Annotated in this window: 9 protein-coding genes; 1 reads left to right on the top strand and 8 read right to left on the bottom strand. The window is 34.9% G+C overall.

Annotated features, from left to right (window positions below; translation table 11 throughout):
* The first annotated feature begins 2 nt into the window (after positions 1 to 2).
* Complete coding sequence (locus WS34_RS03940) at positions 3 to 1,658, top strand: S41 family peptidase (protein ID WP_013612900.1); 1,656 nt, start codon at positions 3 to 5, stop codon at positions 1,656 to 1,658.
* Positions 1,659 to 1,847: 189 nt separating this feature from the next.
* Here the strand turns inward: WS34_RS03940 and uvrC are convergent, their stop codons facing one another.
* The 8 genes from uvrC to lolB1 all read right to left on the bottom strand — a co-directional run bounded on the left by uvrC (position 1,848) and on the right by lolB1 (position 13,537).
* Complete coding sequence (uvrC, locus tag WS34_RS03935) at positions 1,848 to 3,653, bottom strand: excinuclease ABC subunit UvrC (RefSeq protein ID WP_013612901.1); 1,806 nt, start codon at positions 3,651 to 3,653, stop codon at positions 1,848 to 1,850.
* Positions 3,654 to 3,660: 7 nt separating this feature from the next.
* On the bottom strand, positions 3,661 to 5,289 hold the full coding sequence (gene ade / locus WS34_RS03930; protein ID WP_046403353.1) for an adenine deaminase: 1,629 nt from the start codon (positions 5,287 to 5,289) through the stop codon (positions 3,661 to 3,663).
* Positions 5,290 to 5,380: 91 nt separating this feature from the next.
* Entirely contained in the window at positions 5,381 to 7,264 is a 1,884-nt protein-coding gene (gene mnmG, locus WS34_RS03925; RefSeq protein WP_046403269.1) for a tRNA uridine-5-carboxymethylaminomethyl(34) synthesis enzyme MnmG, read from the bottom strand.
* Position 7,265: 1 nt separating this feature from the next.
* Positions 7,266 to 7,697 carry an rRNA maturation RNase YbeY gene (ybeY, locus tag WS34_RS03920; protein WP_087382079.1) on the bottom strand — a complete coding sequence of 144 codons (432 nt, stop codon included), beginning with the start codon at positions 7,695 to 7,697 and terminating at the stop codon, positions 7,266 to 7,268.
* 74 nt (positions 7,698 to 7,771) lie between these two features.
* Complete coding sequence (locus WS34_RS03915) at positions 7,772 to 8,170, bottom strand: ATP-binding protein (protein ID WP_013612905.1); 399 nt, start codon at positions 8,168 to 8,170, stop codon at positions 7,772 to 7,774.
* Positions 8,163 to 10,856, bottom strand: a complete 2,694-nt coding sequence (locus WS34_RS03910; RefSeq protein WP_286693619.1) for a coiled-coil domain-containing protein — start codon at positions 10,854 to 10,856, stop codon at positions 8,163 to 8,165. Before WS34_RS03910 ends, WS34_RS03915 begins: the two co-directional genes overlap by 8 nt.
* Before the next feature lie 626 nt (positions 10,857 to 11,482).
* Positions 11,483 to 12,676: a murein hydrolase activator EnvC family protein gene (locus tag WS34_RS03905; protein WP_013612907.1), complete on the bottom strand. Its 1,194-nt coding sequence runs from the start codon at positions 12,674 to 12,676 to the stop codon at positions 11,483 to 11,485.
* 3 nt (positions 12,677 to 12,679) lie between these two features.
* A complete protein-coding gene (lolB1, locus tag WS34_RS03900; RefSeq protein WP_013612908.1) occupies positions 12,680 to 13,537 on the bottom strand; it encodes a lipoprotein insertase outer membrane protein LolB1 in 858 nt (285 codons plus the stop codon).
* Positions 13,538 to 13,552: the final 15 nt, after the last annotated feature.

The raw sequence follows: 13,552 nt of genomic DNA, 5'->3' as shown, positions 1-13,552 counted from the left end.
AAATGAAAACAAAAAGAATTCTACTTGTTGGCATAGCATTCATCTCGATCACTCTCGGATTGACCGCACTGAGAAACGATGATAAAAGCTTTGAAATCAGTAAGCAGCTGAATATTTATGCCACTCTGTTCAGAGACGTAAATATGTTTTATGTCGATGAAGTCAATCCCGGTGACCTGGTCACTACAGGAATAAAAGCCATGTTAAAATCTTTGGATCCATATACTGTTTATTATCCGGAATCCGAAATGGAAGATGTAAAACTGATGACTACCGGAGAATATGCCGGTATCGGTTCCGTCATCAGTAAAAAAGGAGATCAGGTCATTATCCGGGAGCCTTATAAAGATTCTCCTGCAGATAAAGCCGGATTACTTCCCGGAGATATCATCCTGGCTATCGACGGAATTTCGGTGAAAGGTAAAAATACGGAAGAGGTAAGTACTTTATTAAAAGGACAACCGGGAAAAGAAATCACCATAAAAGTTCAGCGTGAATTTGAGACTAAACCACTAGAAAAGAAAGCTATACGAGAAAAAATCCAACTACCGAGCGTCCCTTATTCCGGTATGGTTAACGATACGACCGGATATATCTATCTAACCAGTTTTACCGATAAATCTGCTGCAGATGTCCGTTCGGCAATTATCTCACTAAAGAACAAAGGAGCCTCTTCTTTAATTCTGGACCTAAGAGGAAATTCAGGAGGTCTTCTGGATCAAGCCGTTGAAATAGTGAATTTCTTCGTTCCGAAAAATTCCAAAATAGTCGACACCAAAGGGAAAGTAAAACAATGGGATAAAGAATATACAGCCAAAAATAATCCCATCGTACCCGATATGCCTTTAGTAGTATTGATCGACCGGGGTTCAGCATCGGCCTCTGAAATCGTATCGGGTGCTCTTCAGGATCTCGATAGAGCTGTTCTAATAGGCGAACGTTCCTACGGAAAGGGATTGGTTCAAACAGTCCGCGATCTGGCCTACAATACGAAATTAAAAGTTACCACCGCAAAATATTATATTCCTAGCGGAAGGTGTATTCAGGCCTTGGATTATTCCCACCGGAACCCTGACGGAAGTGTCGGAAAAGTGCCCGATTCTTTGATTTCAGAATTTAAAACCCAATCCGGAAGAAAAGTGTATGACGGTGGCGGAATCAGTCCGGATATTAAAATTACTCCGGAAGATTATGCAAGAATCACTCAAGAACTTGTTTTACAAGATCTAACATTTGATTTTATCAATAGTTATGCCCTTCGGCACCCCAATATTGCCCCTATCAATGAATTTAAAATTACAGATGAAATATACAACGAATTCAAAACCTATCTGAAAGAAAAGAAATTCAGTTATGAAACCGAATCACAACAGATATTGAATAAATTGATCGAAGCAGCCAAAGCCGAAAAGTATTATGACACCGCCAAAGAACAAATTGCCGCTTTGGAAAATGATTTCACCCATTCTATCGACCGCGATATGGACCTCTTTAAAGATGAGATCACTTCGTTTTTAACAGAACAATTCATTCAACGTTACTATTATCTGCAAGGGGTAATAGAATATAAAGTCCAGCATGATCAAGAAGTAGCTAAAGCGGTTGAAGTATTAAACGATAAAGAAGTATATCGAAATACCCTGAAACCTGTCAAATAACTAAATAAAAGGCTGTTTATAGAAAATTTTTCTATTTTTTGTGACTGCCTTAAAGACCGATTGGCGAATCTAAAGTTTACAACTTATATTTACGATCGGAACTACAGATTCGCCAATCAGTATTAAAACAATACATATTAAGCTTTAAAGCAGCTGATTTACCTCGGCACTCTTTCGGATAAACTCTTATTATTCGGTTTCTTGATGAAAATACTCATGAATAAGTTGTGCTTTCTTCTTCCCGATCACCTTAGCCAGTTCTTCAATAGACTTTTGTTTGATATTACTAACTGACTTAAATTCATGCAATAATATAGTTTCAGTTGCTTCTCCGATACCCTTAATATCACCTAATATACTGTTAATCTGTGATTTTTCTCTCAATTTACGATGAAATGTAATACCAAATCGATGGGCTTCGTCCCGGATATGCATCAACGTTTTTAAAGCCATCGAATTTTTAGCCAACAGATAAGGATCCTTATCTTCAGGAAAATAAATTTCTTCCATTTGTTTTGCCAATCCTAAAATCGGTACTTTCCCATATAGATCTAATTTTTTCAAACTATTTACAGCCGAATGTAACTGTCCTTTTCCTCCATCGATCACGATCAGATCCGGTAATTCCAGACCTTCATCCAATACTCTTTTATATCTCCGGAAAATAATTTCTTCCATAGAAGCAAAATCGTCCGCCCCGACGACTGTTTTCACGTGGAACTTTCGATATTCTTTTTTAGCCGGTTTACCATCGATAAAAACTACACAGGAAGCCACTGGATTAGTCCCTTGAATATTCGAATTATCGAAACACTCCATACGATGCGGTAATGTAGGCAGTTTTAGTTCTAACTTAATGGTTTTCAATATATTAAAACTCGAATCTTCTTTCTTTAGATTCCTCTGCCGTTCTCTATCCAATCTAAAATAGGATACATTTCTTTCGGACAAATCCAATAATTGTTTCTTGTCACCTCGTTGAGGTATCACATATTGCACTCCTTCCAATTGAACATCCGGATAAAAAGGAACAATAATTTCTTTCGAATTACTATTCACCAATTGGCGGATCTCATAGATAGCGAAAGCAAGCAAAGCTTCCTTATCTTCTTCGATCTTCTTTTCTAATTCAACTGTATGTACTTGTATAACAGCACCATGAACAATTCTCAAAAAATTAACATAAGCATATTTCTCATCTTCCAAATAAGAAAAAACATCTGTATCGTGAATCGTAGTACGGACAATAGTCGATTTAGATTGATAATTTTTAATGGCTTCAAGTGCTTCTTTCATTCGATTGGCCTCCTCAAAATGCAGTGATTCCGCATACGAATTCATCTTCCTGGTCATAACCTGAATGACAGAAGACAAATTACCTTTCAAAATATTCCTCACCTGGCTGATAAATTCATCGTATTCTTCTTCCTGTATTTTACCAATACAAGGCCCGAGACAATTACCGATATGATATTCCAAACAAACTTTAAAACGGTTGTTATAGACAGCCTTCGTATTTAATGCAAGCTTACAAGTCCGTAATTTGAATAAAGATTTAATTAAAGAAATCAGTACATGGGCAAATTTTCCCGAAGTATAAGGACCGAAATATTCCGATCCGTCGTGTACAAAACGGCGGGTAAGAAACACCCGGGGATAAGGTTCTTTCTTAATACAAATCCAGGGATAAGATTTATCGTCTTTCAATAAAATATTATAACGCGGCTTATATTTTTTGATCAGATTATTTTCTAAAAGTAATGCATCTTGCTCACTATTTACAACAATATACCGTAAATCCGTGATTTTATTGACCAAAATCCGGGTTTTATTTGACTGATTACTTTGATTTAAATAAGATAATACCCTATTTTTTAAATTTTTAGCCTTTCCAATATATATAATTACTCCAGAAGAATCGAAATATTGATATACTCCAGGTGAAGAAGGTAATTCACTAATCTTTTTTTTCAAATGGTCATCATATAAAGCCATAACAAATTCAATCTGCTAAAAACTTAAATTTACTATATTCGAACAATCCTCTTTCACCTATTTTCAATTCAGGTATCACAATCAGAGCCATAAAAGAAAGAGTCATAAAAGGTGAATCGAGTATACACCCATTATGATGCAAAATTTGAATTAATTTATTCCAAATCATAGCTACCTTTTCACCATTTTCATCAGTCATAATACCGGCAATAGGTAAAGATAAAATGTCAACTTCTCCCTCAGATGCCACTGAAAGTCCTCCTTTTGCTGAAATAATAGAATTAAGAGCAATTAATAAATCCTGATCATTACATCCTACTGCAATGATATTATGGGAATCATGCGATATACTACTTGCAAAAGCACCTTTTTTCAGACCTATTCCATGTATAAAAGCAATCTGAGGAGGTTTATTCTCATAACGATTCAGATAAATAATCTTGAGTATATCTCTATCCAAATCAGATTCAAAATTATCGAATGAATCATGATTTGAAAAAATTACTTTATCTGTAATTAATTCCCCATCATACACCTTGATAGAAACGATATCGGATGTTATGGGTTTTCTCAAATCGGAAAGCTGGAGTAATTTCCGATTGAATTGATTCAAATTCGAAAAATCAGAAACTTCAGCTTTAATATCCGGCATAGACCAAGAACTAGAATATTTAAGTTCACCCTGTATGTAAACTTCCGATACTGAAAATGATTTTAAGTCTTCAAATATACAAAAATCAGCAGGATCTCCTATCCGAAGTGTACCTATCGGTAAGTGATAATGTTGTATAGGATGAAGAGAAGCTATTCTCAAAACCTGAAATAAATCGAAACCATCAGCAATAGCTCTTCGAACTATCTTATCGATGTGCCCGCAATGAATCAAATCTCCGGGATGAGAATCATCTGTACAAAACATCAAAGAATAAGGATGACTATTTATCAAGGATTTTAAAGCCTCGTAATTTTTAGCTGCACTTCCTTCCCGAATTAGAATTTTCATTCCTAAAGAAATTTTTTCCAAAGCTTCGGATAAAGATACAGATTCATGATCAGTAGAAATGCCTGCACTTACATATTGTTTCAAAACTTCCCCTATTATCCCCGGAGCATGCCCATCGATCGGTATATTATATTTTTCAGCTAATTTCAATTTACGCCATACTTCAGTATCTTTTTGTAATACTCCGGATATATTCATCATTTCCGATAGAGAAACAAACGAATAGTTTTGTAATAATTCCTCGATATGATCAGAATTTATTTCAGCTCCTGAATAATCAAAAGAAGTAGCGGGAACACAAGAAGGCACTGAAAAGAAAATTTTGATGGGTGCTTTCCAACTATTTTCTATCATAAACCGAATACCTTCTATTCCTAAAACATTGGCTATTTCATGAGGATCATTAATAACGGCTACTGTCCCTTTCGAAATAGCCAGTTTTGAAAATTCTTCAGGCACCAGCATCGAACTTTCAATATGTACATGAGCATCTATAAAACCAGGCGCTATGAAATTTTGATAAGAATTGGAATTTTCTAAAATATCGGTAATTATTCCATGGTCTATACAAATTGTTCCGGGAAAAATCCGGTTATTATAGATATCAATAATATTACCTTCAATTTTTCTCATCGGTTCAAAAATTCTTTTATAAAAATATTTTATAAAACACATATTTCACCCTTCGCACCTTTTTTATGTTCCACGTGAAACATTCGCCTCTTTACCGTCCCATCAATATCAAAAGAACATTAATATCAGCTGGCGACACACCACTTATACGAGAAGCCTGACCTATTGTTCTAGGTTGAATCTTTGACAATTTTTGACGAGCTTCAATAGACAAATTCGTGAGTTCTTCGTAATTAAATTTTCCAGCAATGACTAGATTCTCTAAACGGGATAATTTATCGGCTAACATTCGTTCCCGCTCGATATATCCCGAATATTTTATAGAAATTTCAGCAGCTTCAATGATTTCATCACGCAAAACAAATTCCCCGATAAAATTATTCAACGAAGGTAAAACATCGATCAAAGCCAATAATCCCACTTGAGGACGACTAAGAATATCCACCAACTTCATTCCTTGTCGGATAGGTGCTGTATTCAATGAAAGTAGAAAAGAATTGATTTCATCAGGTTTAACACTAAAATTCTTAATAAAATCAATTAACAAATCTCTCTTCTCTATTTTATCCAAATATATCTTATGTCTATTATTAGTAACTAAACCAATCTGAAATCCCTTAGGTGTCAAACGCATATCCGCATCATCTTGTCTCAATAAAATACGATATTCTGCCCGGGAAGTAAACATACGATAAGGTTCATCCACTCCTTTCGTCACTAAATCGTCTATGAGTACCCCAATATATGCTTCATCCCGATTCAATACAAATTCAACTGAAGAATGTAAAGATAAATGGGCATTGATCCCGGCCATCAATCCTTGTGCTGCTGCTTCCTCATAACCTGTCGTTCCATTGATCTGACCGGCAAAATAAAGTCCTTGAATCAATTTAGTCTCTAAAGTATGATAAAGCTGTGTAGGAGGAAAATAATCATATTCTATCGCATAACCCGGCCGGAAAATTCTTACATTCTCGAAACCTTCAATCAAACGCAAACCGGTCAATTGTACATCCCAGGGCAATGAAGAAGAAAAACCGTTTAAATAAAACTCTGTAGTAGTTTCTCCCTCCGGTTCCAAAAATAAATGATGACTGGTCTTATCGGCAAAAGTATTCAATTTAGTCTCTATGCTGGGACAATAACGAGGACCAACGCTCTGTATAGTGCCGTTGAATAAAGGACTATCGGTAAACCCCTGCCTCAAAGCATGATGTACAGCTTCGTTAGTATAAGCCATATAACAAGGCCTTTGGATCAGAGTATTCCTATAATCATAATGCAAATAAGAAAAACAATGAAAATCATTATCCCCGCCTTGTTCGGTCAATTTAGAAAAATCGATACTTTTTCCGTCTATACGGACAGGAGTACCGGTCTTCATCCGCCCCGTTTCGAATCCCAAGCTACACAATTGAGCTGTTAAACCGTGAGAAGCCGGCTCGGAAATACGGCCTCCTTCGAAACTTACCCGACCTATATGCATTAGGCCGTTTAAAAAAGTTCCGTTGGTTAAAATCACCCGTTTCGCATTAAAAACGACCCCCAAGGCTGTCTTAACCCCGTAAACCTGCCTATCTTTCACTACCAACTCTACTACATCATCCTGCCACATATCCAAACCATCCGTATGCTCGAGCTGATACCTCCAATTAGCAGAAAATTTCATCCGGTCGCATTGTGAACGAGGACTCCACATGGCAGGACCTTTCGAACGATTCAGCATTCTGAATTGAATCGAGCTCTGATCGGTCACTATACCGGTCAAACCTCCCAAAGCATCTATTTCTCTCACTATCTGACCTTTAGCAATACCTCCTATCGCTGGATTACAAGACATCTGAGCTATCTTATTCATATCCAGGGTGATCAATAAGGTATGAGATCCTAAATGAGCTGCTGCACAGGCAGCTTCACAACCCGCATGTCCGGCGCCGACAACAATTACATCATAATCCGGTAAAAGATTTGCCATTTTAAAGCGTTTTAAGAAGATCTAAGCAAATATTTTCATTTTTACGCATTTCCTTACTATCGACATCCGTTTTATCTTTAAATCCGATTAAATGAAGAACTGAATGACAAATCACCCTACAGAACTCATTTTCAAAAAAAGTAGAAAACATTTCGGAATTCGATTTCACTGTATCCAAACTAATGAATACATCGCCCGAAAGTACATCTCCTTCGCAATAGTCGAAAGTAATAACATCAGTATAATAATCGTGTTTCAAATATTGACGATTTACAGCAAGTATATAATCATCGTCACAAAAAATAAAATTGATAGCACCTACCGATTTATTATAATGTCCGGCAATCACCTCGATCCATTTACATATCAGCTTATCAGAAAAAAAAGAAGGATAGTCTGCTTTTCCTTCTCTATAAAACAAAATTTCTTTCATTGAAATAGCTTAAAAACGTTATTATAACCCAGGAAATCTTTCCCACAAAATAAAAACGCTGACACACACATTCACTACAAATTAAAAACCAAAGTCACCGTAGAACCTCCGTTTTCAAATATTAACTCATCGGACAAAGTTTTCATCAGATATAGCCCACGACCGGTTATTTTATTGATATTATCCGGTAAAGTCGGATCCGGTATAACTTCATAATCGAACCCCTCTCCTTCATCACTGACTGTCACCTTAAATTGTTTATCTGTTTTCTCAGCTACTAAACTCACCATTTTATCCGGTTGGCGTTTATTTCCGGATAAAATAGCATTATTAACCGCTTCGATAACCGATAAGCTGATCTTACCATACAATACAGACGGTAAAGCAAAATAATCAGTAAAAGTTTCTACAAAATTCTCAACTTTGACAATATTACTGATTTCTGACGAAATTGAAATTGATAATTTATTCATTCCCAAGCTTTATATAGTAATGGTTGTACATTGATTTAAAATAAGTATTTAATTTCAAATCAGACTTTTGAATATCCGTTTTAATGAAAGCCGATTTCTTTTGAAATTCAAACATCTGCTCAGGCCGATGAAACCGAGTCTGAGTGGCCGATTCAGATTTACGTTTATCTTCAAAATCCTCTTTCTCTTTTGATGCTTTTTCTGACATTAATAATTTATTATAAATTAAGTTATTCCGATTAATTAATTGACCGGAAACCGAATAATTAGCCATATCTCTAATATTTTGATCGATCAATTGGTTGATCTCATTCAATAATTGTTTTTCTCTGCTTGACATCGAACCAGCTTCTGAAATAAATTCATTCAAACTCTTTCTGAAGAGTTCGTTCTCTCTGATCATATTACTGATTCTTTGATGTAAAGGTTTACCTTTTTCACCATTTTTCATTTGAGAAACTAAATCTTCCAATTGCTTCTTCAGATTACGTTGAAATTGCTTCATTTTAGGATATCCACTATCACCTGATGAATTTCTTTGTCTTTCTTTATCGGAATTTTTTTCTCCTTGTCGTTTACCGGATCGATTTACTTCTTCCTTAGCTTTTTGTAATGCATCGGTCAAAGATAAAGCAATATCATTCAAATAATTAATAATATAATGTTGTTCCCTTAATAAATCGCTGCGTCTATTATCCTGAATGTAACCCGGTAATAATCCGAATTTTACTTCAAGATCATAAAACTTTCGGTCCAAAAGAGAAGCTAGCATCAAATTCGACTTAGCCAAGACAGATAAACTATCTTTTATTATCTTATATTCCTGTCTTTTTAAATCCTGAATACGGCCTAACTCATTATATTTCAAACTTTGAGCTTGTACATCAGAAAATTGCTGTAACAATTCTTCCTGTGATAGCGAAATTATTAAAATATTTTGAATTATCAATTCAATATCATTCTGAGGCAAGGATTTATTAACAAAATTTCGTTCTTGTTGTTGTTTCATTCTTTTTGAAAGTTCGAAAAGATCATCTTCAATCTCTTCTGACAACTTTTTATCTTTCTTATTCCCGGATATATTTTGCCTTTGTTGCTGCATTTTCCAAGACAATCGATCGAAATCGGTCTTAAAATCTTTCAAATCGAAAGGTTCTGACAAGGTTGAATTCTCTGTAATCAACTCTTCATAATTATTTTCTATCGCTCTCAAATCATTCAATATGCTTTTGTTCCGGGAATAAGCAGAATCCCGATCGAACGATTTGTTTTCCAGTAAACGCTCTAAACGGGCCTGATCCGATTTCAATCGATCGATTTGTTTAGAAATCAAATCATGCCTCTCTTCGATTTGAAACCGTTTCAACAATTCAATATTCCGATCCAATTCTTCACTGACCTGATCGAAAGTAAATTCCATTTTTTCGTCCAAACTTTTAAATTTATCTTTCGAAAATTCTTCGGAAAGCTTTGAAAATTCATCCAACAACTGTTTTATTTCACTATCCATCAAACGGTCCAGTAAATCCTGAATCTTCTTTTGCTTATCGATCAATAAACTGTCCTGAACAGTAAAACTTCGATTCAAATCCGATTTCTTCTGATTATTTTCTTTTACAGCTTCCAATAATCGATCCAACTGCTCTTTTTTCCGGACAACCTCCTTCGACAACTGTTGCTTTTCCCAATCATCAGTCGTATTATCCAATAATTTTTTCCGTAAATCCTGGATACCGGTAACAATTTCACCTGCTATTTTCTCAGCTTTCTTCAGATCATTGTTGACCGATTGACTAACTTCCCGGTTATAATCAAAAATAGTATTTAAATCAGGAATCCGGTAAATCAGCCGGGAAGAACGGGTACTCTTCGGACCGGAGAGATTATCGTTATCAAAAACCTCAAAATAATAATTTATTTCCGTTTTATCGGTACCGGCAAATTCAGCAAAATCAAAACTAAAATAAAATTCCTGTGTATTCAAATTCTTCATAAAAGATACCGGTACAACGACAGTCCTGTCTGTTCCCAGGGAATAATTGAAGCATAGATCTGAAAATCCATAATCATCGGTAATCACCCCATAAAAATAATGAAGAGAATTTTTCAAAGAATCCTGAATCTCCGTAATTTGAATTCCAGGGTATAAATCAGAAATGCATATAATATTGAAATTCAATAATTGACGATGAGAAAAATAAGCATTACTACCGGACAATATATATTCTCCCGAAGCTTTTATCTGTCTGGAAAAATCGGTCTTAGATACCGACTTCAAAGGAATAGAAATACTTTGTTCTTTATCTTCAAAAAATAAAGAATCCAAATTAGAATAGGTCAATTCAAATTGTAAAACCGAACCGTACAACACTTGCAAATCGACTGTATTGGTTAAAATTTCGGGCTCCTTTCCTGTATAAGCAGGAGAAATAGCTACCACTCGATAACCGTCGATAGAAGGAGTCGGCAACACCCTCAAAAGATAAGAATCGCTAGTTTGATCCTGCGTTTTAAAATAAAATTTCAAATCATTATTAACCAGTTCGAAATCATACGTAAAAATTGAATCAACGGAAGTCATTAAAAATTCTCCTCCGCCATAACAAATAAAAACAGGTTTTACAGTTGCATTGGGAATGGAAAGACTCAATTGCACCTGAAAGGTCTTACCATATTCTACTTCCAAACTTCGATTTAAAATGTGAAAACCTACCTCATTCGAAGGGCCCGAAACCTGTCTGTAATCTTTTAAATCCGAATAATAATCATACCATTCAAAACCGGTAAAGAAAAGAAGAACAAAAAGAAAAACAACAATAACCGATAATTTAAGATACAATATTCTGGGAAAAGACAAAAAAGAACGGGATGCGGTCAGCTGTCGATATTTTTGATTAAAAGCCGCTTGTTTTAACACTGTTTGTCCGATAACCAATTTATCCCGAAAAGCCAGATTATACACAGATATAAAAATATCGTCGACCTGACGGGGTATAACAGACGAGATTTGTTTTATAAGAATATCCCTGGATAATCGAAAAGACAAGAAAAACCGAATGAACGGTAAAAGGATAAAAAAGAAAAACTCTACTCCTAAGAGTAAAAATAAAATCAGATAAAGAACATATTTAAAATCGGGTAAAAGTCTGAAAAAAGAAAGAAGTCCGGCATAGAAGAATAAAAAAAGTAAAAAAGTAAAAAGCACAACCGCTACACCCTTCAACAGATCAAATCCTAATAACTCTAATCTGAAACAGGACAATTTCCTTCTAAAATGATTCTTCAGATTCTCATACACAGATTCCATCACAATTATTTAGCTAACCAAAGCTCCGGATTCAATTTCTCTGTATCCTTAAAAACTTCAAAATTCAAAACACTCCCTTTTTCTTCGTCATGAGCAACTTTTCCGATCACCTGCTTCGTTTTAACAACATCTCCTTGATTTACTTTTACCTCCTGCAAATTAATATAGACAGTAAAATAACTTCCATGACGTATAATAACTACATAACTGTCGATATCATTCATATACATAGCCACACTAACCACTCCTTGAAAAACGGAACGCACTTCAGCATTTTTTGAAGTTGTAATTCCAATCCCCCGACTGGCTACTTCAACCAATTTATGTATCGAATGATTAAATACACCGAATTTCTCAGAAATGAATCCTTCAGTCACCGGCCAGGGTAACTTTCCCTTATTTTTAGCAAAATCGTTCGATACCAATTGTTCTTCAGGAGTCAGTTTATAAGTCGAAGTAGTGCTACCGGATTTCTTGATTTGATTGGCTATCAATTTATCCAACTGTTTAGCCAACCTCTGACGTTTTTGCATTTCGGCTTGCAATTTTTTCCGAAAATCTTTCTCTTTTTTCTGAATCTGAGCAATATATTGATTTTCTTTCAATTGTTCGGATTCTAATTCTTTACTCTGTACACCGATTTCATTCAAAGCAGTATTCTTTTGTGCAAACAAATCCTTCAATTCTTTGTTTTTAACATCCAAAGAATCGTTTACCGCCTGAATCATATGTAATTGACGTTTAGAATATTCCTGAATCTGTTGAAAGTATTTAAACCGATTATAAGCCTGATTAAAATCTGCTGAAGAAAAAATAAACATCAATTTATCTGTTTTATTCCGTTTTTTCCAGCTACCATACACCAATTTCGCATAAAGATCGAGCATCGACTTCTTGTTCTCTTCCAGTTCTTTAATACGCTGCTCATTGGCAGAAATATTATTCTGAATAAGTCCTACTTCCTGATTTAAAGAACTCAATAGTTTTTTACTCTGTTGAATCTTCTGCCTTAAAATATTCAATTTCTGAGTAGAAACAGACTTGTTCTTTTCGGCTTCCTTCAACAATGAATTTAAATAAGCGATCTCCTTTTCAGTCTTAGCTTTTTGTTTTTTAATATCACTGATCGATTGAGCTGAGACATTTATCTCAAGCGAAAAAAACAAAACTAACAATATACCTAAAAACTTGTAGATCATGAATTATTCTATTCTTTTAAATTTAGGAGAAATTTTAAAATTCGGTTCCAAAGGTACGTCGAAATCTATTTTCAAAAATTTTAATTCCAGACTGGTTTTATTATTTCCAACCGCTAATTGGAAGACAATCTTTTCCGGAAAATTCTTTTCCGAAAACTGTTTAAATGCTCCATAATTCACACTCACAGACATATCTTCATCCAGATCTTCTACAGATACTTTTACAGGCCGGAAATACTCAGGATCTATTAAAATCCGCTGCAAAACCAGCATAAAATCTTTATTCTTTCGTTTTTTCTTATAGAATTTTTTGATCTTACGGCTAATTGCCCTTTCTTCTACAGTAGAAAGTTCATATCCCAATTCTGTCTTATCCAATTTATATTTCTTTTCCTTACCTAAACCTGCACAATCCTGAAAATCAAAAAAAGCATTCGTGATGATCTTCTCGACACAATCGAAACTTACCCGGACATCGAACTTATCATAAAAATAATCATAATCGGCTACAAAGAAGTTCTTATGATAAGTGTCTACAAATTTGATACTGTCTTTAGTCAATAAAATACGCGCTACTTCGATTCCTAATGGTGCTGTAACATTAGCCTGAATAAAACTATCCCGCTTAATTTTCAGAGAAGCCTTTAAACTATTGGATCCTTTCCCGTCTTTATAGGAAATATCCATCTTTTTAGCAAACAAAGTAGAATATTCCAATTCATTATTTTCGATATTTTTCAATAGCCGGCCTTCCGTTATAGAAGGAATATTCTTTTTTACCGCTATCTGTTTAGCAGAACGGCAAGACACTATTGAAACAACTACGATTATCAACAAAAATATATGTCCACCCAGTCTCATTTCATTCAATTCATC

This window comes from Odoribacter sp. N15.MGS-14 (assembly GCF_000980245.1).
In the GTDB taxonomy this organism is placed as follows: domain Bacteria; phylum Bacteroidota; class Bacteroidia; order Bacteroidales; family Marinifilaceae; genus Odoribacter; species Odoribacter splanchnicus.
This window is presented reverse-complemented; position numbering and strand designations above follow the sequence as displayed.

Bases quoted from the DNA above. Each gene is read 5' to 3' on its own strand.
- lolB1 (WP_013612908.1), bottom strand. From the start codon at position 13,537: ATGAGACTGGGTGGACATATATTTTTGTTGATAATCGTAGTTGTTTCA.
- uvrC (WP_013612901.1), bottom strand. From the start codon at position 3,653: ATGGCTTTATATGATGACCATTTGAAAAAAAAGATTAGTGAATTACCT.
- WS34_RS03905 (WP_013612907.1), bottom strand. From the start codon at position 12,676: ATGATCTACAAGTTTTTAGGTATATTGTTAGTTTTGTTTTTTTCGCTT.
- WS34_RS03915 (WP_013612905.1), bottom strand. From the start codon at position 8,170: ATGAATAAATTATCAATTTCAATTTCGTCAGAAATCAGTAATATTGTC.
- WS34_RS03940 (WP_013612900.1), top strand. From the start codon at position 3: ATGAAAACAAAAAGAATTCTACTTGTTGGCATAGCATTCATCTCGATC.
- ade (WP_046403353.1), bottom strand. From the start codon at position 5,289: ATGAGAAAAATTGAAGGTAATATTATTGATATCTATAATAACCGGATT.
- mnmG (WP_046403269.1), bottom strand. From the start codon at position 7,264: ATGGCAAATCTTTTACCGGATTATGATGTAATTGTTGTCGGCGCCGGA.
- ybeY (WP_087382079.1), bottom strand. From the start codon at position 7,697: ATGAAAGAAATTTTGTTTTATAGAGAAGGAAAAGCAGACTATCCTTCT.